24 protein-coding genes are annotated in these 24898 nt (G+C 31.8%); 17 read left to right on the top strand and 7 right to left on the bottom strand.

Annotated features, from left to right (window positions below; translation table 11 throughout):
- Nucleotides 1–85 precede the first annotated feature (85 nt).
- Nucleotides 86–706 carry a thioredoxin family protein gene (locus ACQY1Q_RS15590; RefSeq protein ID WP_431006258.1) on the bottom strand — a complete coding sequence of 207 codons (621 nt, stop codon included), beginning with the start codon at nucleotides 704–706 and terminating at the stop codon, nucleotides 86–88.
- A gap of 7 nt (nucleotides 707–713) precedes the next feature.
- A complete protein-coding gene (locus ACQY1Q_RS15585) occupies nucleotides 714–1232 on the bottom strand; it encodes a TlpA disulfide reductase family protein (protein ID WP_431006257.1) in 519 nt (172 codons plus the stop codon).
- Between the two features lie 392 nt (nucleotides 1233–1624).
- Here ACQY1Q_RS15585 and ACQY1Q_RS15580 point away from each other — a divergent pair, with 392 nt between their 5' ends.
- Nucleotides 1625–2716, top strand: coding sequence for an ETX/MTX2 family pore-forming toxin (locus ACQY1Q_RS15580; protein ID WP_431006256.1), 1092 nt, complete (start codon nucleotides 1625–1627; stop codon nucleotides 2714–2716).
- A 194-nt stretch (nucleotides 2717–2910) separates the two neighbouring features.
- Here ACQY1Q_RS15580 and ACQY1Q_RS15575 read toward each other — a convergent pair whose 3' ends face one another.
- Complete coding sequence (locus tag ACQY1Q_RS15575) at nucleotides 2911–3693, bottom strand: S1/P1 nuclease (RefSeq protein WP_431006259.1); 783 nt, start codon at nucleotides 3691–3693, stop codon at nucleotides 2911–2913.
- Nucleotides 3694–3811: 118 nt separating this feature from the next.
- On the opposite strand from ACQY1Q_RS15575, the gene ACQY1Q_RS15570 reads away from it, so the two are divergent.
- The 11 genes from ACQY1Q_RS15570 (at nucleotide 3812) to ACQY1Q_RS15520 (ending at nucleotide 14095) form a co-directional block, all read left to right on the top strand.
- A complete protein-coding gene (locus ACQY1Q_RS15570) occupies nucleotides 3812–4672 on the top strand; it encodes an SPFH domain-containing protein (RefSeq protein WP_431006255.1) in 861 nt (286 codons plus the stop codon).
- 2 nt (nucleotides 4673–4674) lie between these two features.
- Nucleotides 4675–4830: a hypothetical protein gene (locus ACQY1Q_RS15565; RefSeq protein WP_431006254.1), complete on the top strand. Its 156-nt coding sequence runs from the start codon at nucleotides 4675–4677 to the stop codon at nucleotides 4828–4830.
- 14 nt (nucleotides 4831–4844) lie between these two features.
- Nucleotides 4845–5003, top strand: a complete 159-nt coding sequence (locus tag ACQY1Q_RS15560; RefSeq protein WP_431006253.1) for a DUF4177 domain-containing protein — start codon at nucleotides 4845–4847, stop codon at nucleotides 5001–5003.
- Between the two features lie 2 nt (nucleotides 5004–5005).
- Complete coding sequence (locus ACQY1Q_RS15555) at nucleotides 5006–5506, top strand: hypothetical protein (protein ID WP_431006252.1); 501 nt, start codon at nucleotides 5006–5008, stop codon at nucleotides 5504–5506.
- Nucleotides 5503–6423 (top strand): alpha/beta hydrolase, encoded by a 921-nt coding sequence (locus ACQY1Q_RS15550; protein WP_431006251.1) that lies wholly within the window; start codon nucleotides 5503–5505, stop codon nucleotides 6421–6423. The genes ACQY1Q_RS15555 and ACQY1Q_RS15550 overlap by 4 nt, the downstream gene beginning before the upstream one ends.
- 6 nt (nucleotides 6424–6429) lie before the next feature.
- Complete coding sequence (locus ACQY1Q_RS15545; protein ID WP_431006250.1) at nucleotides 6430–6594, top strand: Arc family DNA-binding protein; 165 nt, start codon at nucleotides 6430–6432, stop codon at nucleotides 6592–6594.
- Nucleotides 6595–6711: 117 nt separating this feature from the next.
- Nucleotides 6712–9900: a WD40/YVTN/BNR-like repeat-containing protein gene (locus tag ACQY1Q_RS15540; RefSeq protein ID WP_431006249.1), complete on the top strand. Its 3189-nt coding sequence runs from the start codon at nucleotides 6712–6714 to the stop codon at nucleotides 9898–9900.
- A gap of 289 nt (nucleotides 9901–10189) precedes the next feature.
- Complete coding sequence (locus ACQY1Q_RS15535; RefSeq protein ID WP_431006248.1) at nucleotides 10190–10351, top strand: hypothetical protein; 162 nt, start codon at nucleotides 10190–10192, stop codon at nucleotides 10349–10351.
- Nucleotides 10352–10600: 249 nt separating this feature from the next.
- Nucleotides 10601–11995: a DUF819 domain-containing protein gene (locus tag ACQY1Q_RS15530; protein ID WP_431006247.1), complete on the top strand. Its 1395-nt coding sequence runs from the start codon at nucleotides 10601–10603 to the stop codon at nucleotides 11993–11995.
- Nucleotides 11996–12089: 94 nt separating this feature from the next.
- The gene (locus tag ACQY1Q_RS15525; RefSeq protein WP_431006246.1) at nucleotides 12090–12791 is read left to right on the top strand and encodes a DUF4369 domain-containing protein; all 702 of its coding nucleotides are present in this window, start codon (nucleotides 12090–12092) and stop codon (nucleotides 12789–12791) included.
- Between the two features lie 167 nt (nucleotides 12792–12958).
- Nucleotides 12959–14095, top strand: a complete 1137-nt coding sequence (locus ACQY1Q_RS15520) for a DUF664 domain-containing protein (RefSeq protein ID WP_431006245.1) — start codon at nucleotides 12959–12961, stop codon at nucleotides 14093–14095.
- Between the two features lie 198 nt (nucleotides 14096–14293).
- Here ACQY1Q_RS15520 and ACQY1Q_RS15515 read toward each other — a convergent pair whose 3' ends face one another.
- Nucleotides 14294–14983, bottom strand: a complete 690-nt coding sequence (locus ACQY1Q_RS15515) for a Crp/Fnr family transcriptional regulator (RefSeq protein ID WP_431006244.1) — start codon at nucleotides 14981–14983, stop codon at nucleotides 14294–14296.
- A gap of 103 nt (nucleotides 14984–15086) precedes the next feature.
- Here ACQY1Q_RS15515 and ACQY1Q_RS15510 point away from each other — a divergent pair, with 103 nt between their 5' ends.
- The 4 genes from ACQY1Q_RS15510 (at nucleotide 15087) to hemN (ending at nucleotide 20339) form a co-directional block, all read left to right on the top strand.
- Nucleotides 15087–17462, top strand: coding sequence for a heavy metal translocating P-type ATPase (locus ACQY1Q_RS15510; RefSeq protein ID WP_431006243.1), 2376 nt, complete (start codon nucleotides 15087–15089; stop codon nucleotides 17460–17462).
- 6 nt (nucleotides 17463–17468) lie between these two features.
- Nucleotides 17469–18134, top strand: coding sequence for a deoxyribose-phosphate aldolase (gene deoC / locus ACQY1Q_RS15505; RefSeq protein WP_431006242.1), 666 nt, complete (start codon nucleotides 17469–17471; stop codon nucleotides 18132–18134).
- Nucleotides 18135–18254: 120 nt separating this feature from the next.
- The gene (deoD, locus tag ACQY1Q_RS15500) at nucleotides 18255–18953 is read left to right on the top strand and encodes a purine-nucleoside phosphorylase (RefSeq protein ID WP_431006241.1); all 699 of its coding nucleotides are present in this window, start codon (nucleotides 18255–18257) and stop codon (nucleotides 18951–18953) included.
- A gap of 24 nt (nucleotides 18954–18977) precedes the next feature.
- Nucleotides 18978–20339 carry an oxygen-independent coproporphyrinogen III oxidase gene (hemN, locus tag ACQY1Q_RS15495; RefSeq protein ID WP_431006240.1) on the top strand — a complete coding sequence of 454 codons (1362 nt, stop codon included), beginning with the start codon at nucleotides 18978–18980 and terminating at the stop codon, nucleotides 20337–20339.
- 226 nt (nucleotides 20340–20565) lie between these two features.
- Here the strand turns inward: hemN and ACQY1Q_RS15490 are convergent, their stop codons facing one another.
- The 3 genes from ACQY1Q_RS15490 to ACQY1Q_RS15480 form a co-directional block, all read right to left on the bottom strand.
- Nucleotides 20566–20979, bottom strand: coding sequence for a hypothetical protein (locus tag ACQY1Q_RS15490; RefSeq protein ID WP_431006239.1), 414 nt, complete (start codon nucleotides 20977–20979; stop codon nucleotides 20566–20568).
- 24 nt (nucleotides 20980–21003) lie between these two features.
- Nucleotides 21004–21468 (bottom strand): hypothetical protein, encoded by a 465-nt coding sequence (locus ACQY1Q_RS15485; protein WP_431006238.1) that lies wholly within the window; start codon nucleotides 21466–21468, stop codon nucleotides 21004–21006.
- A gap of 387 nt (nucleotides 21469–21855) precedes the next feature.
- The gene (locus ACQY1Q_RS15480; protein WP_431006237.1) at nucleotides 21856–22986 is read right to left on the bottom strand and encodes a helix-turn-helix domain-containing protein; all 1131 of its coding nucleotides are present in this window, start codon (nucleotides 22984–22986) and stop codon (nucleotides 21856–21858) included.
- A 1364-nt stretch (nucleotides 22987–24350) separates the two neighbouring features.
- Between ACQY1Q_RS15480 and ACQY1Q_RS15475 the strand changes: the two genes are divergently transcribed.
- Nucleotides 24351–24767 (top strand): hypothetical protein, encoded by a 417-nt coding sequence (locus ACQY1Q_RS15475; protein ID WP_431006236.1) that lies wholly within the window; start codon nucleotides 24351–24353, stop codon nucleotides 24765–24767.
- Nucleotides 24768–24898: the final 131 nt, after the last annotated feature.

Below are 24898 nucleotides of genomic sequence, written 5' to 3'. Positions count from 1 at the left end.
ACAAACACATGTTTGTTGAGAGATTTTATATCTTTAATCATACTAAAAAACTGTAATGGTTTTTTAGGACGACACAATATGAAAATTATCCGTTTCTCTTATCTTTTATACTACAACCTATAGCTCTGGTGTAAGTTTCTGTAGGTTTTTCTCCTTTTAATAAGGCTTCTACTGCATTTTCAACAAAACGCTCTTTAACATTACTTTCATTTCGTGAACTATCATCAATAGCACCAATATATTCTACTATTAATTGATTGTCTTTTTTATTTAAAACATATACATGTGGAGTTTTAGTGGCTCCATACATCGGATATACTTTTTGCCCTTCATCAAATAAATACGGAAATGTAAATCCTTTTTCTTTAGCTCTTACTTTCATAGCTTCAAAGCTATCTCCTTGAACCACTTCCGGATCATTCGGATTTATAGCAATCACAGGATAGCCTTTATCTTTATACTTTTTATCTAAAGCTATAATTCTATCTTCATTGGCTACTGAGTAAGGACACATATTACAAGTAAACACAACAATAAATCCTTTAGCTTTTTTAAAATCTGAAAGTGACACCATGTTTCCATCAATATTTTTTAATGAAAAATCTGAGGCTATATCTCCAACTTTATAACCTGATGGTTTTATAATGGTAAATGCTGATATGGCAGCAATTACGGTTAGTACAAATACGGTTTTTAATAGTTTCATAATGGTATTAGTTTAAAAAAGTTTGTAATTCATTTTCCAAATCATTGTAATGAAATGTTTGTTCATAAAATTTTCTTTTTTCAGCATTATAAATTAAGGTCGCCGGAATAGAACCTGTCCAATTTTCAGCAATATCTTTTATCCAAAACTGCTCGTTAGGATCATCAAAATGCAGTACGGTAGATTGTAATTGTTTTTCTTTGATAAAAGGAAGTAAGTTACTTTCTATTTGCCTTGAAAAATCAAGACTAACTAAAATTACCTCAACCTGTTTATCTTTATATTCTTTATGTAATTTTTCAAATGCAGGAAGTTCTTTAACACATGGTACACACCAAGTTGCCCAAAAGTTAATCACGTACGTTTTATTATCATTCTTATGTAAGATTGGCTTTAATTGTTCATAGTTTAGCGTTGTAATTTTTATGTTTTCTTGTGGAGTTTTTTCTTCCGTTTCCTTTTCTTTCTTTATTTTACATGAAAACATCAGTAAGGCAATTACTACCAAAAATTGTATTTTATACATATCTATACTTTAAACTTTTCTAAAATAATTATTTATCCTCTTGTAATTAGTGTAATTAACTAAACATTAACAATAAAAAACTAGCTATTTAAAAACAGAAAAAAAATACACTTCACCATTAATCTAACAATATACCTTAAAATAAACTATATAGCTTTTCAAAAAAGAATTGAGCAAATAGTATTAATACACAAAACCACATTATATGTATTAAAACAACTCTATAAAAAGGATATAATTACATCTTTCGTATTAAAAAACAAGAAATAAAACACTCACTTACTGTATTTTATGATTTTTTAAAATTTTAAAACATGTGTTTTACGGGTCCCCATAAAATTAAAGGGTTACTGATTAGTATTTTAGACATACAAATTAATATTTTATAAAAAATGAAAAAAATTATTGTCCCCCTAACGCTAATTACATTTTTAGGATATTCTTGTTCTAATAGTGATGAATTGGTAACTATGGAAAAAAATCTTAAATCAACAAATGTATTTGAGACTAATGACCTAGTAAATCTATCTAACCAAAATTTAAAATTAACAGGAAATAAAGCTCAAGAAACTTTTAAGGAAATTATTTCTAATCCAAACGATTGGACCCTTATTACAGAAAAAGGAAATAAAGTTCAAAAATTATTAAATAGAACAGATTTAATAAATCTTCCAGCAACATCTCCTATGGGAATTCAAGGGTTGAGAAAACTCGGAGTTACAAACGATGAATTGTTAGCTGAAACAAGAACAAATGACAAATGGTTAGCCAGTATATCTACATTTGAACCATATGCTATTTTTTTTAACGATGAAGATGCTTTAAATAATACTTACGGATATACACCTAAATATGTAGGTGAAAATAATTTTCCTACATACGGGTTAGTTCCTTTTTCCATTAAATTAGGAGAACCATCAATTAATTATGATAAATCAATTACAGATGGAAAAGAAGTTTATGAATTTACTATAGTGAATAATAGTGATGAAATAGATAACTCTTCTCATTCATATACTTATGAACAAGGAGTACAAGAAGAAGTTACTGTTAGTACAGGAGTGTCATTAGGTTTTGAAGCACAAATAGGAGTACCTATGTTCGCAGAATCTAAATTTAGTGTAGGTGTTGAATTAAGCTCAGGATACACGCATTCAATAAATTCCATAAAAACTATTTCTGCAACATATAATGCCACCATGCCTCCAAGAACTAAAAGGACAGTTAGAATTGTAGTAGATGTAGTTGATTTATCTGCAAGATATAATATTCCTTATACTCTTGAAGGAAATTTTGAAGCTTACTATTACTACACATTAGAATATTTTGGAGGAAGAACAACGCCAGATGGAGATAAAACAAGAAACATTTTCCCGGCAAGTCTTCTTGAAAAATATTTAGGAACAAATAATAGTTCAGGTGGAATAAATTATCTTAAAAAATCTAATTTTCAGTTATATGCAGGACCTGCTGTTCCTTTATAAATAACATTAAAAAAACTGTTACTTTTTAGACTGATGATTTCATCTAAATTTTATCACTTTTCATTACTAATAACCTCATAAACAGAGCGTTTTTAAAAGTTTAAAAATAGAATTAGCTAAATATTAACAAAAAAAGCTCGGAAATAGATTTTCCGAGCTCTTATTTTTATCTCTATTATGTTATATGTGCTGTACTAGCTAAAAATTTCGTTTAATAATTTTGCCAAACGTAAACCTCCTTTTTGTAACTGTTGTCTTACCACAGGAAAATATAAATACGAATACCTGTAACGTAAATTTTCACCTACTTCAACAGAAGCATACACTTCTTTAGTTAAGCCATGGGTATCATACATCCAGTCAATCACACTTCCTTTTTGAATTGCTTTAACTTGTTCTTTTGATAAATGCTTAGCATTATCTGCTAATTCAATATAACTCATATCCCATTTATCAATTATATCTTCATCCCAAACTCTATGTAAGTTTGACCCTTTTCCGTGCCATTGAACCTGAATGGTATTTCCTCCTTTATCTTCTTTTTGTCCTATATGCATAGGCTGATGTAAATCACCAATCAAATGCACTAACATTTTTAAATAAAAACGTTGATCTTCAACTGTACTGTTTTTATCTTTTAAAACCGTAACACATTTATTAATTCCTGTAATTAAATCTCCCTCAGGATTTTTCTCAGAAGTTTCATATTTACCATCTAATGGCATATTCACATAATGCCAAGAATAAAACTCATTATACTTTCTGTCAGATTTAATTTCATCTGCGTAGGTTGACACAAAAGCTAAACTTTCTCCTTGCAATAACTTCGCTATTTTTCTTTTAGCTCTGTTGGTTAAATGCTTTTCTGCAATTTTTCCTGTAGTTCTATGACCGGTTGGCCCCCAAATATCATCAGAGGAAAAAACTGTAGTACTCGATAGTAAAATACTGAATATAACTAGTAAAAAACGTTTCATCATTTTAAATTCTTTTTTGGCTAAGTTAAAAAAATAGTACGCATAAAAATTTTGTAATATGAAAAATTATTTTATATCTTTATAATATCAAAATGATATCAATATAACTTTAAACATCATGAAAACAGAAAAAATCATCAAACCAGCCAATGGCTATTTATTATTCTTTATTGCTTTAACACTCTTTTTAGGAGGTGTTTTTATGGCTATCAACAAAGAAAACCCTGTGTACTTATTAGCTACTCTTATGGGTTTTATTCTTTCTTTTGGTTTTATTTTAGTAAACCCAAACTCTTCAAAAGTCATCTTATTATTTGGTAAATATGTAGGTACGGTTAAACAAAATGGGTTGTTTTGGGCTAACCCTTTGTATAAGAAAAAAACCATTTCTTTAAGAGCCAGTAATTTTGATAGTGAGCGTTTAAAAGTAAACGACAAGCTAGGAAATCCTGTTATGATCAGTACCATTTTAGTTTGGCGAGTAACAGAAACATACAAAGCAGCTTTTGATGTAGACAACTATGAGAATTTTGTTCGCGTACAAACAGATGCTGCAGTTAGAAAATTAGCCAGCATGTACCCGTACGATAATTTTGCCGATGAAGGACATGAAGAAGAAATTACACTTCGTTCAAGTGTTAATGAAGTTAGCGATGCACTTGAAAAAGAATTAGAAGAACGTTTATCTATTGCCGGAATTGAAGTTTTAGAAGCCAGAATAGGCTATTTAGCTTATGCGCAAGAAATTGCCAGTGCCATGTTAAAACGCCAACAAGCAACAGCCATCGTAGCTGCCAGACACAAAATTGTTCAAGGAGCTGTAGAAATGGTTGAAATGGCATTAGATGAATTAAGTAAAAAAGAAATAGTTGAGTTGGATGAGGAACGCAAAGCTGCTATGGTTAGTAATTTATTAGTTATTTTATGTGGTGATAAAGAAGCATCACCCGTAGTAAACACAGGAACTTTAAGTCACTAAACATGAAAAAAAAGAACAAAGAAAATAAAGTTGTTTTAGGAAGCACTATAGGTTTAGCCATAGGCACAGCGTTAGGAATTACTTTAAATAATATTGTTATTGGTATTTCTACAGGAATAGCAATTGGAGCAGCTATTGGATTAACTACAAGTAAATAATAAAAGTAAGTAGCATGAAAGAATACAAAGTAATTAGTTGGAAAATGGGATTAAGCGGAAACAACCAACGACTGGAGGAAACATTAAACTCTTATGCTAAACAAGGGTGGAGAGTTATCAGTATTGGTGAACAAACAACAAGAATAGTTTTTGAAAGAGATAAAAACAGGTAATCATGAAAGTTTTTAAAGAAGAACAACGGTTTACACAAACTTGGCTAATTACCCTTATGGCTATTAGCTTGATAGTTCCTTTGATACTTATTGGTAAAGAATTTGCAACCGGAAAAATTCAAATACCTCAATTTATAGGTATTATTTGCTTACTAGTGTTTGCTTCGGGTTTTATCTTCTTCTTTAAACTAATCACTCGAATAGATGAAATAGGAATTCACTATCAATTTATTCCCTTTCATTTACGATTAAAGACTATTAAATGGTCTGAAATTAGTAAAGCTTACATAAGAAAATATGATGCTCTTTCTGAATATGGTGGTTGGGGATTAAAAAGTAAAACTTTATGGAGTAAGCAACAAGGAAAAGCTATTAATGTATCCGGAGATATAGGTATTCAACTAGAATTAAAAAATGGTAAAAAACTGTTAATTGGCACGCGTCAGGAATCCAACGCAAAACTTGTTTTAGATACCTATCAACATAAAATTACACAATTATGATTCGTTTTATTTTACTCATACTATGCTACTTAATTAGTTTACTATTTTCTTTTGCACAAGTCAAACAGGAAAACATCATTCTAAAAAACGATTCCATAGAATTACCGGGAACTTTAAGTTATACCTCAAAAAAAGCTCCACTTATCATATGGGTGCATGGTTCTGGAAATGTTGACAGAAACGGAAACCAAGGGTCAATTATAAAAGCTAATTATATAGAGCAATTCAGACATGAAATTAACAAACACAACATTGCTTTTTTTAGTTACGATAAAAGAACCGCAAACCCAAAAAATGTTGATTTTCTAAAAAGTACTGTTTTTGATGATTTTGCTAACGATGTAAAAACCGTTGTAAATTATTTTAAAAATAACTACAATTTTTCAAGCATTACGCTATTAGGACACAGTCAAGGTTCATTAGTTTCCATGTTGGCTTCTGAAAAAGCAGATAAACTAATATCATTAGCCGGCCCCTCAACTTCTTTTGACGAAACATTAATTTCTCAACTAAAAACCAACAATCCTTTTTTGGTAACTTTTGCTCAAAGTCATATTAAAGAACTGAAAGAAACCGGAAAAATAAAAGAGGTAAATCCAATGTTAGTAAGTATTTTTGCCAGTCAAAATCAACCCTTCTTAGTTTCTTGGATGCAATACAATCCATCAAAAGAAATACAAAAACTCTCGTTACCTATTTTAATTGTTAACGGAGATAAAGACATACAAGTAAGTAGTAACAATGCAGAAGCATTATATAAAGCACAACCCAATGCGAAGCTTGTTATTATAAAAAATATGAATCATGTAATAAAACTAATAGAGAAAGATGGTGATAATTTAACATCGTATTATACACCGGATTTTTCTATTCCTAACCAACTGATAACAACTATTGTTTCATTTATAAAACAATAAATAATCATGGCTAAAAAAAAGGCATTTGCACTCCGAATTAATGAAGATATGCTCAACGCAATTGAAAAATGGGCCGCTGACGAATTCCGTTCAACCAACGGACAAATCGAGTGGATGCTTATGCAAGCGTTAAAAGAAGCCAAAAGAGAACCTAAAAAGAAAGAAGAATAAGCCTTTTTTATCAGCTAACAATTACATTTTAACACCCTAACTTACTACTCGTTAACATTTTTTTAAGAAGTTTACTTACTATTTTTACTCTCTAATCATACTAATTAAACTTTTCTGATGAAAAAATTTCTTTCAATACTATTCCTACTCTTAAGCTCTTATATACTTGGACAAGAGTTTTCTATGGATTTAGTTAAAAACATGAAACCCAGAAGTATTGGTCCCGGAGGTATGAGTGGTAGAGTTACCGCTATTGATGTTGTACAAAGTAATCCTGATATTATGTATGTAGGATCTGCTTCAGGTGGTGTATGGAAATCAACTTCCGGAGGAATAAAATGGGAACCTATTTTTGAAAAAGAAGTAACCGCTTCTATAGGAGCTATTGCTATTCAGCAATCAAACCCTAGTGTTATATGGGTAGGTACCGGAGAAGGTAACCCAAGAAACAGTTTAAATGGCGGATATGGCATCTATAAATCATTAGATGCCGGAAAAACATGGAAGTCAATGGGATTGGAAAAAACCCGCCATATTCATCGTATTATTGTTGATCCTACAAATCCTAACACAGTATACGTCGCTGCTATTGGTTCACCTTGGGGTGAACATAAAGAACGTGGTGTGTATAAAACCACTGACGGAGGAAAAACATGGAAACAAATATTATTCAATAACATAAAAACCGGTGCCGCTGATTTGGTAATGGATCCTTCTAATCCTAACAAATTAATTGCAGCCATGTGGGAACACAAACGCGACCCTTGGTTTTTTAAATCAGGAGGAGAAGGTAGCGGACTTTATATTACCTATGACGGTGGTGAAAATTGGAAAAAAATTACGGAAAAAGAAGGTTTTCCAAAAGGAGAATTAGGACGTATTGGTGTGGCTATTTCCAAATCAAATCCTGATGTTATATACGCTTTGGTAGAAGCCAAAAAAAATGCCTTGTACAAAAGTGAAGACGGCGGCTTTACATGGAAAAAAATAAATGATAAAGATGAAATCGGAAACCGCCCGTTTTATTACTCCGAAATCTATGTTGACCCTCAAAATGAAAACAGACTTTACACCGTTTTTACCTATATTAATATTTCTGAAGACGGAGGTAAAAGTTTTAAACAGTTAATGCCTGCTTACGGGGTATCAAACGGTGTTCACCCAGACCATCATGCCTGGTGGATTCATCCAAGTGATGGTTCATTTATGATTGACGGTAATGACGGAGGTTTAAACATTACTCATGATCGTGGTAAATCTTGGCGTTTTATAGGTAACCTGCCCGTTGCTCAATTTTACCATATTAATGTTGACAATGAATTTCCGTATAATGTGTATGGAGGTATGCAAGATAACGGTTCATGGAGAGGTCCGGCATATGTATGGAAAGCGCAAGGCATTAGAAACTCATACTGGCAGGAAATTAGTTTTGGTGATGGTTTTGACGTAGTTCCGGATCGTGATGATTCTCGTTATGGGTGGTCCATGAGCCAACAAGGAGCGGTATCTCGATACGATTATGTAACAGGAAATAACTATACTGTAAAACCTACACATCCGGACCCCAATGTTGAGCTACGCTTTAATTGGAACTCCGCCATTAATATTGATCCGTTTAACAATTCTACGATCTATTTCGGAAGTCAATTTGTACACAAATCAACAGACAAAGGATTAACTTGGGAAATTATTTCTCCGGATTTAACAACCAATGATAAAAGCAAACTAAAGCAATCTGAAAGCGGTGGTTTAACAATGGATGCAACCGGAGCAGAAAACCACTGTACTGTTTTAGTAATAGAACCTTCACCTATAGAAAAAAACATGCTTTGGGCAGGTACAGATGACGGACAAGTTCAAGTTACACTTAACGGAGGTGAAAGTTGGACGAATGTTTCTAAAAATATAAAAGAGCTACCTGCTAATAGTTGGATTACACAAATTAAAGCATCTAATAAAAACAAAGGTGAAGCTTTATTAGTTGCTAATGATTACAGAAGGTTTAACTACACACCTTATGCATACCGTACCAAAGATTATGGAAAAACGTGGGAACGTATTGTAAAAGAAGGCGATGTTGAAGGTTTTACACTTTGTATTATTGAAGATTTAGTAACCCCTAACCTACTTTTCTTAGGAACTGATGACGGGCTATACATTTCAATTAATGCCGGTAAAAAATGGATGAAATGGACTAATAATTTCCCAACGGTTCCGGTTAAAGATTTAGTAATTCACCCAAGAGAACACGATTTAGTTATTGGTACTTTTGGTAGAGCTGCATGGATACTAGACGACATTCGTCCACTTAGAAAAATAGCTCAGAATACCGAAGTTTTACATGAAAAAATAACTCTCTTTACTCCTCCAACCGCTTATCAGGCAGCATACCAGCAGCCAACCGGAAGTCGTTTTGGCGGAGATGCTTTGTTTAACGGAGAAAATCGCCCGGGCGGAGCTACTCTAGCTTACTACTTACACAAACCGGAAAAAAGCAACAAACCCAAAGAAGCAAAAGTAAAAGAGACTACAGAAACCCCTACAGTAAAATACGATTCAATAACTTTTGAATTTTATAAAGGAGCCGATTTAATAAGAACCTTAAAAAATAAAGCTCCTGAAGAAAACGGCATTCATAAAATTACATGGTATATGGATGAAAAAGGTGTTAACAGACCTTCAAGAAGAATTTCAAACTCAAAAAGAGAACCTTCAGGGGTTCGAGTTAAACCAGGAACATACCATGTAAAAGCTACATTTGGCGATCAAAGTTCTGAACAAGATATTACCATTGAATTTGACCCTAGGCTTACTATTTCAGAAAATGCTATCAATCAAAAATACAATACTTCTAAAGCCTTAGAAAAACACCAACAAACAATGGCTGATGCGGTAAAACAATTAACTGAAAGTAAAAACATAGCTAATGAGTACAAAAATAACCTAACTAAAAAAGATAAAAAATTATACAAAGAGGCTAATGAAGATTCAAAAGAAATCATTAAAAAAATAGATGCTCTTATTGACATGTATTTAGGAAAAGTTGATAAAAGACAAGGAATTACCAGAACCCCTGAGCAATCTGTTAACCAACGCTTAAACAGTGCTCGTTGGTATGTAAATAGTCGTTTTGGAGAGCAAACAGCCACTGAAGCTCGCTTAATAGCTCAATTTAAAGAATCATTAGAAAAAGCTTTAGAACAAACCAATAGTTTTTTTACAAACGATTGGAATACTTATAAGGGCAAGGTTGAAAAAATTACATTTTCACCCTTTAAAAAAGTAGATTCATTTAAACTTAACTAAATAAAGCATCTCCTAAAAAAATAAAAAAATCACCCTAAACGGGTGATTTTTTGTTTTCAGACTCTTCTTACTTTTATCATGTTATTAAAAGTAAGAGCGCTGTGAAAAGCAACTGACTACCTACTCTATATAATTTTTCTCCTTAAAACCTTAGCAGGTAAAAGTGTTAAACAAGCTTCTTTACTTTAATTATAAAGTAAAGATCACAATATTTTTTCGCGAAAAATAGACACATACTCTGAGTGTCTTTAAATGTTCAGGGAGCATATTAAATTTAAAATTATTTATAATGAAAAATTCTATTAAAAACTTAGGTACAGTTTTAAACAAAACAACACAACAAATGATTAATGGTGGTAATGCTTTTTGTAGAGCTAATTGCTGGGATGAAAACGGAGCAACTGATTTAACCAAACCGGAATGTTATAGATGTCTTAGCCATATTTTATAGTCTCTTCATAATTATATAAAAAAAGTTGTCTTTTCAGACAACTTTTTCTTTTTAAAGCCTATCTATAATTTTCTTCGTTTCTTTTATCCTCCTCTTTAAAATGTTATTTTTACTTCCAACGAAAAAGTAAAACAGGTTATATGAATATCATAATGAATCAAGCTCATTTCAACAGGTTTTTAGCAGGAATCATTTTTAACACCCAACTGTAACCATAAATTTTATATAACTTAGCCCAAATTTTTTTCTATGAACTTATCTGAAATTAACAACGACATTCCTGTATTTGCAAATGACACTATTATTTTTGGAATACTTTGTGTAATACTGGCAGCTATTTTTTATACCTCAAAACTAGATAGCTTTACTAAATTTTACAGAGTTATACCCGCCTTATTACTGTGCTACTTTATTCCGTCTATATTTAGTTCGTTAGGTTTAATTGCAGACAAATGGATTGATGTGCATGCTACCATAGCCCATTTAAAAACAACCTATGGTAATTTAGAGGGAGTTACCAATCTTAAAACCTTAAAAGCATACGTAGCTACAAACCATATTGCCTATAGTGAATATTCAAAATTTATAGGCGGTAGTAAAATATATTACATCGCTTCTCGATTTTTATTACCGGCCTCTTTGGTTTTATTAACCCTAAGTATTGATTTAAAAGGAGTTTTTAAATTAGGTCCTAAAGCCTTAATTATGTTTTTAACAGCTACCTTCGGGGTTATTATTGGAGGGCCATTAGCTATTCTTTTCTTTAACTTCGTAGCTCCTGATATTTTAACAAACGTAGAAGGAACAGAACTATGGAAAGGTTTATCAACAGTTGCCGGTAGTTGGATTGGTGGAGGTGCCAATCAATTAGCCATGAAAGAGCAATGGGAAGTAAGCGATAGTTTATTTAGTATCATGGCTGTAGTTGATGTATTGGTTGCTGAAGTATGGATGGCTTTTTTATTATTAGGGGTAGCAAATTCTGATGCCGTTGATAATTGGTTAAAAGCTGATAACTCTTCTATTACCAACCTAAAAAACAAAATGGAAAAGTTTACCCTTGAAACAGCCCGAATTCCAACATTCAATGATTTAATGATTTTATTAGGCATTGCTTTCGGAGTTACCTCAATAGGACATTTAGTTGGTGATAATTTAGGAAGTTGGATTTCCAAAAACCTTCCTGCTTTAGTTGATTTCGGATTGGGAAGTTCTTTTTTCTGGTTAATCATTGTAGCCACAACTATTGGAGTTGTTTTATCGTTTACCAAAGTAAGAAACTTTGAAGGGGCCGGCGCCAGCAAAATAGGATCAGTATTTATTTACATTCTTGTAGCTTCTATTGGTATGAAAATGAACCTGAATGCTATTGTAGAAAACATTAGTTTATTTGCTATTGGTTTTGTTTGGATGATTATTCATGTAGCCTTATTATTTTTTGTAGCTAAACTTATTAAAGCGCCTTATTTCTTTTTAGCCGTTGGCTCTAAAGCTAATATTGGCGGTGCAGCTTCTGCCCCTGTGGTAGCAGGCGCCTTTCATCCGTCTTTAGCTCCGGTAGGAGTTTTACTGGCCGTTTTAGGATATGCGTTAGGAACTTACGGTGCTTTTGCCTGTGCTTTACTAATGAAATGGGTAAGCTAAAATCTTTACCCGTAATACATAAAAATTCTGCATATTTGCATTCCTTAAATTAACAAACACTTGCTTTAACAAAAGCATAAATTAGATATAACACATGAAAAAAGCAGTATTCACATTTATTTTAGCTTCACTAGTAGTGGCTTGTTCTTCTAAAAAAGAAGGTAACATGATTGTAAAAGGTCAAATTAAAGGGCTTAAAAAAGGAACTTTATACCTTCAGAAAATGAAAGATACAGCTTTAGTTACGGTTGACTCTATTGCTTTATTAGGTAATGATACCTTTGTTTTATCAGATAATATTGAATCTCCTGAAATGTATTACTTAACATTTAACGGAAATACGAATGATAAACGCTTATTATTTTTTGGTGAAAAAGGCGAGATTACCATTAATGATAAAATTGAAGAGTTTGGTTTTAAACCTGAAATTAAAGGATCTAAAAATCAAGAGGTAATGGATAAGTTTCAAGAAGTGGATACTAAATTTACGAACCAACGTTTAGATTTAATTAAAAAAGAATTTGAGGCAAAACAAGCAAATAATGAAGAGCTTATAAAACAAGTGGAAGAAGATTTCAAAAAAATGGTTCGTCGTAAATTCTTATTTACTACCAATTTTGCCATTGCAAATGCAGATAGTGAAGCGGCTCCTTATATTGCTTTAACTCAATTATACGATGCTAATATTAAATTATTAGACACCATAAACAATAGTTTATCTGATAAAGTTAAAGCTTCTGATTACGGAAAAAGATTACAGAAATTTGTTGATGATATTAAAAAGAAAGAAAATTAGGATACCCCTATTTTTATACAATTCATACTCAATTTTTCAAACAATATTAAAATAACCTACGGGTTATTTTTTTTGTAATTTGTTTTCATAATTTTTTACCTCTTAAATAGTTATTTAATATCCCATTCATCTATATTTATAAAAAACTAAATAATTAAAAATTACACATGAAAAACATCTTATTCGTTTTGACCGTACTTTTTTTCAAAAGTTCCTTTGGGCAAACAACGGAAGTATCACGCGACTGGACCTCTTTTGTACAGTCTGTAGACATAAGCGTAACATCTAAAAAGAAATTCAAATTAATTGCAAATGTAAAAGTAGAACCTGCCGATGAAAAAGCTTGGGCCGGGTTATGGGTAAGAGTTGATACAAAAAATGCAGAAAGCGGCTTCTTCGACAATATGAGTGATCGTCCTATTAAGACAAACAAATGGGGAGAATATGTTATTGAAGGAACTATTAACGAAAACTCTAAAACACTTAACTTCGGAGGGCTGTGTTTATACAATGGTAAATTTTTATTTGACAATTTTCGTTTATCTATAGAAGACGATAATGGCAAATTCCAAAACTTTCCAATACTTAATGCCAGTTTTGAAAAAGAAGTTGAAAACAATGTAATTAAAAGTTGGAGTGAATCTATTTATGCTAATCGAGTTGTTAGAGTAAAAGAATACAAAATCACTTCCAGTACTGATGCTTTCAACGGAAAAAAATCCTTGTTAATTGAAGGAACAGGAATTGAACTCCCTAATTATGAGCCCGGAAAAATAGGAAAAGAAAAAACAGAAATTCCGCAAATTGAAAATATGATTTCGATGCTAGAAGACTTAAAAACGAGAGTTGAACGCTCTGTTAAAGTTTTAAATCAACAACAAACAGATTATTTACATGATGAAAAAGCCAACCGTATTGGTGCCTTAGTTATGCATTTAGCTGCAGCGGAGATATACTATCAAAAATTTACCTTTGGTACATCTTATGTAGATAAGGAAAATGAAAAATTGTTAGGAGCAGGAATGGATTTAGATGACGAAGGAAGAAATTTACTGAAAGGAAAGCCTATAGATTATTATTTAGATATTTATGACAAGGTTAGAAAGAAAACTATTGAAGAACTCCGTAACCGTGATGATCAATGGTTAAACTCAACCAATGCTGGCAACTCGATATCAAATCATTATGCTTGGTTTCACGTAATGGAACATCAATCAAGTCATTTAGGTCAAATTTTATTTTTGAAAAAAAGACTTCCTAAATTTGATAATAAAGTCAATTTAAAAAAACAAATAAAGAATTAACCCCATAAAAACAGGCACTGTTATGTTAGGTGAGTAAACTTATTTTACAGAGGGGTAACTTTTTCATAGTTGCCCCTTTTTTAATTAAGCCTTGATTAACAGGTATAGGCCATTTATATAAATAATAATCTATTTTTTTTGAAGAGTGCCTACACAATGCTACTAATAACCATTAAAAAAACGGCACAAAAAAAAGGGCTAAAAGCCCTCTGCTATTTCTCGTAAACCTTTTTTATCTACAACTGCAATTTGCTTTCCTTTAAGCTCTATTAATTTTTTCTTTTTAAATTCAGATAGTAAACGAATGGCAGATTCTGTTGCTGTACCAATTATATTTGCTATATCTTCTCTTGATAAGTGAATGTCTATATTACCTTCTTCAAGGTTAATAAAACGCTCTTCTAAATACAATAACGTTAAGGCCAAACGCTGTTTTACTGTTTTTTGCGCCATATCTACAATAACATTATCTGCATTTTTTAAAGACATGGCCATATTTTTAAGCACTTCCATGGTAAAACTGGTATTACTTTCCAAATCTTTAAGTATTTCTTCTTTTGGAATAAAACATACCTCCATGTCATTTACAGCAATTGCTTTTAAGTTTGAAGCTTCGTTGTTAATCAAACTACGCTCTCCAATTAAATCTCCTTTTTTAATTAAATGAACAATTTGATCACGGCCATTATCACTCATTTTAGAAACTTTGCACACACCGCTACGAATACAATAAACACCATTTATATGTTCACCTTCGTCAAATAGTACCTCACCTTTTTTTACCATACGTGAAGTTTTACAATCAGAAATTCGTATTAATTCTTCCTTGGTTAATGCTTTTAAAGAATTGAACTGCCGAACAATACATTGTTCACATTTTCCGCTCATAATGTGCCTTTTTGAGATTACCCAAAGATACTAAAAAAGCTGACAAATATCATATTTTAAAATCATATATTCACAGAACTTTGCACTAGGCAAACGAGTAAATATGGAAAGTAAAAATTGTTTTCACTGTGGCAATGAATGTGAAACAGATACCATTACTATTGAAGATAAATTGTTTTGTTGTAACGGTTGTAAAACCGTGTATGAGATTTTCTCAGAAAACGATTTAACCTGTTATTATGACTTTCAAAATAGTCCGGGAGCAATTCCTGAAGAGATTCAGGGAAAGTATGATTTTTTAGACAATGCACAAATTGTTGAAAAGCTTTTGGAGTTTAATGACGGTTCTATACAAGTAGTAAATCTGTACATTCCTCATATACATTGTAGCTCTTGTATTTGGATTTTAGAAAATCTGCACAAGCTAGATCAACATATCACCTCTTCGCAGGTTAATTTCCCTAAAAAAACGGTAAGAGTCACCTACAATTCGGCTCTTACCGGCTTAAAAAACATTGTTCTTCTTTTAAGCTCTATTGGGTATGAACCTTATATTAGTTTAGAAGATTATGAAATAGGAAAAAAACAGGTAAACCGCAGTTTGATATACAAATTAGGAGTTGCGGGTTTTGCTTATGGTAATGTAATGTTTCTTTCTTTTCCTGAGTATTTTGAGGTTTCAGAATTCTGGTTAGAACAATACAAATTTGTATTTCGATGGTTAATGTTTTTATTTTCATTACCTGTCGTTTTTTATGCCGGAGCAGATTATTTTGTATCAGCCTATAAAGGACTTACCTCTAAAATGCTAAATATTGATGTGCCTATTGCTTTAGGTATTTTAGTATTGTTTGTAAGAAGTACCGCCGAAATTATGTTTGATTTAGGCACCGGTTTTTTTGACAGTTTAACCGGATTGGTGTTCTTTTTATTACTGGGTAAGTTCTTTCAGCAAAAAACCTATAACTTTTTATCGTTTGAACGCGATTACAAATCATATTTTCCTATAGCAGTTACCCGCTTGGCAAAGGAGGGCTCAGAAGAAAGTGTTCAAATTTATGATGTTGAAAAAGGTGACCGACTTCTCATCAGAAACCAAGAACTTATTCCGGTAGATGGTATTTTAATCAAAGGGAATGCGCAAATAGATTATAGTTTTGTTACCGGTGAAGCCAATCCGGTAGAAAAAAAATCAGGAGATAAAATATTTGCCGGAGGAAAACAACTTTCAGGCAGTATAGAAATGGAAGTGCTAAACTCTGTATCTCAAAGTTATTTAACGCAGCTTTGGAGTAATGATGTTTTTCAAAAAGACAAAACCTCAACTTTTAAAACTTTAAATGATCAAATTGGTAAAAACTTTACCATTGCTGTACTCACTATTGCTTTTGTATCAACTTTTTTTTGGGTGGTTTACAGTCCTGATAAGGCTTTAAATGTATTTACAGCCGTATTAATTATTGCTTGCCCTTGTGCTATTGCTTTGGCTGCTCCGTTTACTCTGGGTAATATGTTGCGAATTTTTGGCAAACGTAAATTTTATTTAAAAAATGCTACAGTAATAGAGCAATTGGCAACTATTAACAGTATTATTTTTGATAAAACTGGGACTCTTACTACCAATAAAGAAAATACCATTACGTATGAGGGTACTCCTTTAAACACAGAACAAACAATCATGCTTAAAGGCTCTTTACGTTCGTCTAATCACCCGTTAAGCAGAATGCTGTATACCTCTTTAAAAAGTGAACATAACCTTACGGTTGATGCTTATGAAGAGCATGTTGGGAAAGGAATTGAAGCCAGCTACCAACAAACTCGTGTTAAAATAGGTTCTTCTTCATTTGTTAAAAATCAATCAGAAGTAACCAATTTAGATACCTCTGTACATATCAGTTTTAACGATGTTTATGCCGGTAAATTCATTTTTAAAAATGCTTATCGTAAAGAAGTTAACAAGGTATTTTCTTCCTTAGAAAAAAATTATGAATTGGCTGTTGTTTCCGGTGATAATCAGGGAGAAAAAAGTTTTTTACAAAAACATTTACCTCAGGCAACCACATTATTATTTAATCAAAGACCGGAAGATAAACTACGTTATGTTGAACAGTTACAACAACAAGATAAAAAAGTAATGATGGTAGGTGACGGATTAAATGATGCCGGAGCCTTAGCTCAAAGTAATGTAGGAATAGCCATTTCAGAAAACATTAATGTATTTTCACCTGCTTGTGATGCTATTTTAGATGCCTCTAAATTTAATCAGTTAGCAAAATATATTGCTGTTTCTAAAACCGCTATAAAAATTATTAAATATTGCTTTATACTATCTTTGTGCTATAATGTTGTAGGTTTATACTTTGCCGTAACCGGACAATTAACACCGGTAGTTGCTGCTATTTTAATGCCTTTAAGCTCTATTAGCATTGTTGTTTTTACCACCATAGCTACCAATATACTAGGTAGAAAAGTTAATTAAAAAATTATGAAGATTAATCAATATATAGATCATACCTTACTAAAAGCTACCGCTACACAAAGTGATATTATTCAACTGTGTAACGAAGCAAAAGAGCATCATTTTTATGCCGTATGTGTTAACAGTTCTTATGTATCATTAGCTAAAAAAGAGTTACAAAACAGTCCTGTTCAAATAGCTGCTGTAGTAGGTTTTCCTTTAGGGGCTATGAGTACAGAAGCTAAAGTTTTTGAAGCACAACAAGCTATTGCAAATGGTGCTACGGAAATTGACATGGTAATTCATATTGGTAACTTGTTAGATGGCGCTTATGAAAAGGTTGAACATGAAATTAGGGCTATTAAACAAGCCATAGGCACACACGTATTAAAAGTAATTTTTGAAAACTGTTACTTAAGTAAACAACAAATTCAACACGTAAGTCAGCTAGCTATTAATGCCGGAGCCGATTTTATTAAAACCTCAACAGGGTTTGGTACCGGAGGAGCTACTTTTGAAGATGTAGCACTTATGAAAGAAATAGCTAAAGATCAAATAGCCATCAAGGCCGCAGGAGGCATTCGTGATTTAGAAACGGCTTTAAAATATATTAGTATGGGGGTTACCCGCCTAGGAACTTCTTCCGGAGTAACGTTAGTAACTACCGGAATTGCTGATAAGCATCAATATTAATAGTGTTAGGAGTTAGGAGTTAGGAGTTAGGAGTTAGGAGTTTAAAATTCTTATTTAACGTATTACGAAACACTAGATACAACATTAAATTTAGAAAATTATACAATTAAAAACATCGTTATGAGTATACATATAGAAGCTAAAAAAGGAGATATTGCTGAAACTGTTTTACTTCCGGGTGACCCTATGAGGGCTAAATGGATTGCAGAAACTTTTTTAGAAAACCCTATATGCTATAATGACGTTCGTGGTATGTTAGGGTTTACAGGAACTTACCATGGCAAAAGAATATCTGTACAAGGAACAGGAATGGGAATTCCTTCTTGTTTAATTTACACCACTGAGTTAATAACAGAGTATGGAGTTAAAAATTTAATACGAGTAGGCTCAGCAGGTTCTTATCAAAAAGAAGTGAGAATCCGTGATATTGTAATTGCTATGGCTGCTTCTACTAATTCAGGATTAAACAAAATTCGATTTAACGGGGCAGATTTTGCTCCTACTGCCAGTTTTGAGTTATTTCAAAAAGCTATTCTGGCAGCTCAACACAAAAATATTGCTTTGAAAGCCGGTAATGTATTAAGCTCAGATGAATTTTATGCAGATGAGTTTGATAGCTTTCAAAAATGGGCCGATTACGGAGTGCTTTGTGTAGAAATGGAAACCGCAGGTTTATACACCGTAGCAGCCAAACATAAAGTAAATGCCCTTTCTATTTTAACCATTTCAGATAGCTTGGTTACTCATGAAAGAACCTCAGCTGATGAGCGTGAACAAACGTTTAAAGAAATGATAGAAATTGCTTTAAACCTTGCTTAATTTTTCAAAAACGTTACAAAACACATGACCTCTTTAATTCAAAAATATAATATTCCCGGGCCTCGATACACCAGTTACCCTACCGTACCGTATTGGGACGATACTACTTTTTCTAAAGAAAAGTGGTTAGCCACTTTTAAACAATCGTTTAAAGAAAGTAATCAAACAGAAGGTATTAGCTTATATATACATTTACCGTATTGTGAAAGCTTATGTACATTTTGCGCGTGTCATAAACACATTACCAAACGTCATGAGGTAGAACAGCCTTATATAGATACCGTTTTAAAAGAATGGAAATTGTATGTGGATTTGGTAGATGAGATTCCGGTAATTAAAGAAATTCATTTAGGAGGCGGTACCCCTACTTTTTTTTCTAAAGAAGAATTACAACGTTTAATTGACGGATTGTTTGCACAGGCTAAAAAACACCCTGAGCATGAATTTAGTTTTGAGGGGCATCCTAACAATACTACTTATGAGCAGCTACAAACGTTGTATGACTTAGGTTTTACCCGCGTTAGTTTTGGTGTGCAAGATTACAACCCTAAAGTTCAAGAAGCCATACACCGCATACAACCTTTTGAGCACGTTGAGCAGGTAACCCGTTGGGCTCGTGATATCGGATATACTTCTATTAGTCATGATTTGGTTTTTGGTCTTCCGTTTCAAACCAAAGAAAATGTAATGTACACCATTAACAAAACCAAAGAGTTACAACCGGATAGAATTTCGTTTTATAGCTACGCTCATGTGCCTTGGGTAAAAGGTGTTGGGCAACGTGGTTTTAATGAAGATGATTTACCTAAAAACGAAGAAAAAAGAGAGCTGTATGAAATAGGCAAGCAATTGTTTGCAGCTATGGGCTATATTGAAATTGGAATGGATCATTTTGCGCTACCTACAGATAGTTTATACCAAGCTACTGAAGCAAAAACCTTACATAGAAATTTTATGGGATATACAGCCAACAAAACCCAACTTATGATTGGCTTAGGAATGTCTGCTATTTCAGATTCATGGTATGGTTTTGCACAAAATGTAAAAACCGTAAAAGAATACGAACAATTAGTAAACGATGGTCAAATTCCGGTATTTAGAGGCCATATTTTATCTGAAGAAGATTTAATCATACGTCAGCACATTTTAAACATTATGTGCCATTTTGAAACCTCATGGCAAGCGCCAAATTTACATATCAGTCATTTAGAAACTCATTTAGAAAAATTACAGGAAATGGTAGCTGATGATTTGCTAAGCATTCATGCTAACGGATTAACTGTTCCGGAAAAAGCACGTCCGTTTGTACGTAATATTTGTATGGCTTTTGATAAAAAACTACATGAAAAACAACCGGAAACCAAGTTGTTTTCTATGACTATTTAACGTTGACGTGTAGTTTGTTTTTGTAAAACCTAACAAACAAAATTCTATTTAAAAAAGAATTGTTTATAGTTATTAGCACTTCTTTTTATCTAAAAATATGGTGTAAAAAAAATAACAGAGAAAACTCTCTGTTATTTTACACACTACTTAGCTAATAAATAAGGAAACGGGGGTAAGATAGTAGTAGGCTTATAAAAAAGTTAAAAAGAAAGAACCGTAAACTCCTCTATTTTCTATAGTGTTCCTTTTTTCTAAAAATCATATTTACCCTAAATTTTCTAGCTGTTTTATCTAAATTAGTATAGCTATCTGTTTCTGTTTCATTATAAGAATCAACATAATCAAACCCCAACGCATCCATAGCATTTAACAAATCTCCTTGATTTCGTATTTTTAATTTTTTTCTATTTTGAAGCAAACTCTCTAACTCATCAAGTTTATCCTTATACAAAGAATTTTTAGTATCAATAATTATAGCAATATCCCCAAAAAAAGCACTCTTTTGTGAACTAATAATAATATAATTCGGAAGCTCATTAACATTCACTGTTTCATTAATAGCTGTTAAATCTTGCGCTCTACTTAATGCAACAGTGGTAATAAACATTAATAACAATATGTTTGTTTTAACAAAATTCATTCAATTTATCTTTATCCGTTTTTATTAATTAGGATGTATCACAACCTGCGTTGTTTGATCTGTATTTACCTTAACGTTTTTAATCATGGCAACAACTCTATGAAAAACGTCTCTATAATCAACCAAACGTCCGGAATTCAAATTAACCAATACATTATTTACAAAACCGTACTGCTTATCTTTTTTATTATAGCCCCAATACTCAAACGTATATTTATATTCACCTGTTTGTAAACCGGAAAACTCCACATCTATATCTCCATTAATATCACCACTCAACTTTTTCTCGGCAAAATTCACCCCATCTTTTATAAGAACTACCTTAATATATCCTATGGTGTACCCTTGGGGAGTATTAAAATTAAATATAACGCTCCCTTGAGGTACTGATGAGATATCTTCAACACTATTACTTTCTTTAATTTTATTATCAGTACTACATCCGTAAAAAAGCAGTAATAACAACACATAAAATATATTTTCTTTCATCCTCTTCTTTTTGTGTTAAGCTTTGTAAAGCTGGTAACTTTTTACTTGATTAACTCAACCTTTAAAAATAACCTCTTAAGATTGCACACTTATGCACATTTAGTTAAAGTCCCTGTAAAAAACATATCTTAAGAGGTATTATAGCCTTCTACAAAAATCGTGTTTTACTTATACCATCACCTTATTTTGCAAGGTATAAAGGTTTCAATTTCCGATTTTCATATCTTTCTTATGGTTGTAGAAATTCTTTTACAAGAAATAAATACCTTAAAAGGTACAAAGCTGTGTATATCGTAGTTTTTTAAGAGATCTAAAATGAAAAGATAATTAGATAGTCTACTATTTAAAAGCTAGTAGATAAGGCATTCAATAAAAAATTATTCTTTATTACTGAGCTTGTTCTTTTTTAAATTCATTAGGAGTTAATCCGGTCATTTTTTTAAAAACCCTATAAAAAGTGCTTTTATTTAAATACCCTACCTCTTCTCCAATTCCTTCTAAACTATATTTACTATAATTTACATCTGCCAATAATTCTTTAGCTTTATTAATTCGAAAAGTATTAATGTAAGTATTAAAGTTTTGCTGATGAACCGTATTAATTACTTTTGAAATATATTTAGAATGAAGTTTTAACTCATTAGAAAGATCTCCTATTGAAAGTTCCGGGTTTGTGTACAAACTTTTCATTTTAATATAATTTCCTATTTTATCAGCTACCTTTCGTAAATCTTCATTTTCATCGTTAGCGTTGTTATTTTTTACGTGCTCTTTTTCCTCATTATCAATAACGTTTTCAATTTCAGCTCCCCTTTCTACTTGCACTGAATTAATATTGAGCTGCATTATTCCTCTTAATGATACCCAATACAAGAGCCCTACATTAACAATAGAAAAAACAACGTCAATAATTTGAGTGTTCCAAATACCGTATAAAAAGAATGAAAAAATAATATATGCTATTCCAAATAAAACAAATACTCTAGCCCATCTAAGCTCTTTAAATGCAATGTTTGAATACTGTTTACCAACTTCTTTTATGTGGTGGTTAATCCACCTAACTGTTTTTATACCAACCCAAATAGAAAAAATAAGCCCTAAAACATCAATTGATGCGTACCATAATGAATTTATTATGACTTCACGAAATGAGCTTGGCAATAGAAAAACAACAAGCTGTAACACAAAATATAAAAGCCCCGGATAAAGTACTGTATAGTTTATTTTATTGGCTCTTGAAAAAATGGATACCTTTTGTATATACACATAAAAAAGCGGGAATTGTAATAAGAAAAAATTAACCGGTAAAAAAGCCAGCATAGGATATTCTTTTTCAAGTCCTAAATTGGTAATAACTCCCGGAATCATTTCTAACGAGTAAGCAAGAATAAAACAACCCAAAAAAATTGTTGACTGCTGTTTTCTATTAATAAATAATAATAAAGTACCTAAAACAATTCCTTGAATTATTCCTATAAAATCAATTAAAAAAACTATGCTTTGGTTAATATTCTCCATTTTTCAACTTAAATATGCTGCAGACATTACATATAACTGGCTACATAACATGTTAGTATATTTAGCCAATTATTTATAACCAAAACTATTAAAAAGGGTTAAGCAACCTTATTTTTACTTGCTATAAAATGTAGCTCATTTGTTGGTCGTTAAAGTAACAAAAGTGTTACATTTTTAACAACAAAAACATCTTGCATTAATAGTTATAAATAAGTACGGGTTCAAACACTTATCTGGTGTTTGTACACCTTTCTTAAAAAAAATATAAAAGCGTGTACAGAGGTGCTTCACAAAAGTTTGTACACGATTAAAATTACTTTACAAAAAACGTGTACAACTTTTTAAAATGAAATGTGTACACCGTTGAAACACAAAAATAAAATAGGTGTACAAAAAACTATAAGTTATTTTTACATAAAACCAGCACTGAAAAAGTGAAGAAACAATAAAGTTTTATTTTGATTTTAATTCTTGAGTATATTTACGTTTTATGAAGTACAGATTGCTTCAGTTATTATCATTCCTTCGCAATGGCGTAGATAATCAAACACCAACAAAACAACCGTCATTGCGAAAAAACGAAATGAAATGAAGTTTTTGCGGTAATCTCACAAACCAATAACGAAGCATAAAAAAGAAGAAACAACAAATTCTGTTTTCATTTTAGTTCTTGAGTATATTTACATTTTACGAAGTACAGATTGCTTCAGTTATTATCATTCCTTCGCAATGGCGTAGATAATCAAACATCAACAAAACAACCGTCATTGCGAAAAAACGAAATGAAATGAAGTTTTTGTGGCAATCTCATAAGGCTATAATGATATCATAAAAAAAGAAGAAACAACAAATTCTGTTTTCATTTTAATTCTTAAGTATATTTACGCTTTACGAAGTACAGATTGCTTCAGTCATTATCATTCCTTCGCAATGGCATAAATAATCAAACACCAACAAAACAACCGTCATTGCGAAAAAACGAAATGAAATGAAGTTTTTGTGGCAATCTCACAAACCAATAACAAAACCTAAAAAAGAAGAAATACTATACTCCCGTTTGAGTGTAATTACAACACTTAATTTTGTTTGTTAACTCTTGAATATGATTATGGTTTACAAGGTACAGCTTACTTTATCTACAATTTGCCTTATATATTCTATACAAACATAGAATAACTGTAAAGTTTTTAGCTTTATACTTCTGCTATATATCTACTGGCTCCTAAAAATTGTTAAACACCCTTAAAAAGCGTTAAAAGCCTGCCAATAAAAAGTTAACGCGGCAATATTTATAAAATACCTGCGCTTACATAGAAAAGAAATTTCTCCTTAAAAAAATTGTAACACTTTAAACATTTATTAATATGGAATTGAATTTAAATTTGTTAGCTACGATTGCAGAGTGCGATACGGCTATTGAGATTACACAAGCTGAAAAAACGCTTTTGGAAAGAAGACTTCGAAATCTTGGAGAGGCTTTAGAAGACAGTTCGCAACGAACTAGTTTGGTAAAAGAAGGAATTATTAGTGCACAGGCAATCATTTCCGGATTTCAATCTGCTTTAGAAGTGATTACTGATGAAAAAGAAAAACGCGATTTACAATTAAAAGTAGAGAGAGAACGATACAAATTAAAAGCGTTAGAAAATCGTGATGCTAATTACAGTGCTGTTAATGTACTGGAAGATCAGATTAATCATCAGCAGTTTGAGGCACAAATAGGCATTCTTGCCAAAGCCATTACAGACATTGAAGCTCACAAAGCAACGCTAGCTGCTTAAAGGTAAGCTCAACTTAGGTTGGGCTTTTTTTGTATCTTTTATACACTCTAAAAACTTTGAGTCGTCCTAAAATAGGTTGACAGATTTAAAAAATATTATTTAAACCAGAGAGGCTAGCTTCTCTGGTTTTT

Origin of the sequence: Tenacibaculum sp. TC6 (assembly GCF_050606265.1) — a bacterium.
Classification (GTDB): Bacteria; Bacteroidota; Bacteroidia; order Flavobacteriales; family Flavobacteriaceae; genus Polaribacter.
This window is presented reverse-complemented; position numbering and strand designations above follow the sequence as displayed.

Coding starts and splice junctions, on each gene's coding strand:
- ACQY1Q_RS15540 (WP_431006249.1), top strand. CDS start 6,712: ATGAAAAAATTTCTTTCAATACTATTCCTACTCTTAAGCTCTTATATA.
- ACQY1Q_RS15550 (WP_431006251.1), top strand. CDS start 5,503: ATGATTCGTTTTATTTTACTCATACTATGCTACTTAATTAGTTTACTA.
- ACQY1Q_RS15560 (WP_431006253.1), top strand. CDS start 4,845: ATGAAAGAATACAAAGTAATTAGTTGGAAAATGGGATTAAGCGGAAAC.
- ACQY1Q_RS15535 (WP_431006248.1), top strand. CDS start 10,190: ATGAAAAATTCTATTAAAAACTTAGGTACAGTTTTAAACAAAACAACA.
- deoC (WP_431006242.1), top strand. CDS start 17,469: ATGAAGATTAATCAATATATAGATCATACCTTACTAAAAGCTACCGCT.
- ACQY1Q_RS15565 (WP_431006254.1), top strand. CDS start 4,675: ATGAAAAAAAAGAACAAAGAAAATAAAGTTGTTTTAGGAAGCACTATA.
- ACQY1Q_RS15485 (WP_431006238.1), bottom strand. CDS start 21,468: ATGAAAGAAAATATATTTTATGTGTTGTTATTACTGCTTTTTTACGGA.
- ACQY1Q_RS15555 (WP_431006252.1), top strand. CDS start 5,006: ATGAAAGTTTTTAAAGAAGAACAACGGTTTACACAAACTTGGCTAATT.
- ACQY1Q_RS15590 (WP_431006258.1), bottom strand. CDS start 706: ATGAAACTATTAAAAACCGTATTTGTACTAACCGTAATTGCTGCCATA.
- ACQY1Q_RS15490 (WP_431006239.1), bottom strand. CDS start 20,979: ATGAATTTTGTTAAAACAAACATATTGTTATTAATGTTTATTACCACT.
- ACQY1Q_RS15585 (WP_431006257.1), bottom strand. CDS start 1,232: ATGTATAAAATACAATTTTTGGTAGTAATTGCCTTACTGATGTTTTCA.
- ACQY1Q_RS15570 (WP_431006255.1), top strand. CDS start 3,812: ATGAAAACAGAAAAAATCATCAAACCAGCCAATGGCTATTTATTATTC.
- ACQY1Q_RS15510 (WP_431006243.1), top strand. CDS start 15,087: ATGGAAAGTAAAAATTGTTTTCACTGTGGCAATGAATGTGAAACAGAT.
- ACQY1Q_RS15545 (WP_431006250.1), top strand. CDS start 6,430: ATGGCTAAAAAAAAGGCATTTGCACTCCGAATTAATGAAGATATGCTC.
- ACQY1Q_RS15580 (WP_431006256.1), top strand. CDS start 1,625: ATGAAAAAAATTATTGTCCCCCTAACGCTAATTACATTTTTAGGATAT.
- hemN (WP_431006240.1), top strand. CDS start 18,978: ATGACCTCTTTAATTCAAAAATATAATATTCCCGGGCCTCGATACACC.
- ACQY1Q_RS15530 (WP_431006247.1), top strand. CDS start 10,601: ATGAACTTATCTGAAATTAACAACGACATTCCTGTATTTGCAAATGAC.
- ACQY1Q_RS15515 (WP_431006244.1), bottom strand. CDS start 14,983: ATGAGCGGAAAATGTGAACAATGTATTGTTCGGCAGTTCAATTCTTTA.
- ACQY1Q_RS15480 (WP_431006237.1), bottom strand. CDS start 22,986: ATGGAGAATATTAACCAAAGCATAGTTTTTTTAATTGATTTTATAGGA.
- ACQY1Q_RS15525 (WP_431006246.1), top strand. CDS start 12,090: ATGAAAAAAGCAGTATTCACATTTATTTTAGCTTCACTAGTAGTGGCT.
- ACQY1Q_RS15575 (WP_431006259.1), bottom strand. CDS start 3,693: ATGAAACGTTTTTTACTAGTTATATTCAGTATTTTACTATCGAGTACT.
- deoD (WP_431006241.1), top strand. CDS start 18,255: ATGAGTATACATATAGAAGCTAAAAAAGGAGATATTGCTGAAACTGTT.
- ACQY1Q_RS15520 (WP_431006245.1), top strand. CDS start 12,959: ATGAAAAACATCTTATTCGTTTTGACCGTACTTTTTTTCAAAAGTTCC.
- ACQY1Q_RS15475 (WP_431006236.1), top strand. CDS start 24,351: ATGGAATTGAATTTAAATTTGTTAGCTACGATTGCAGAGTGCGATACG.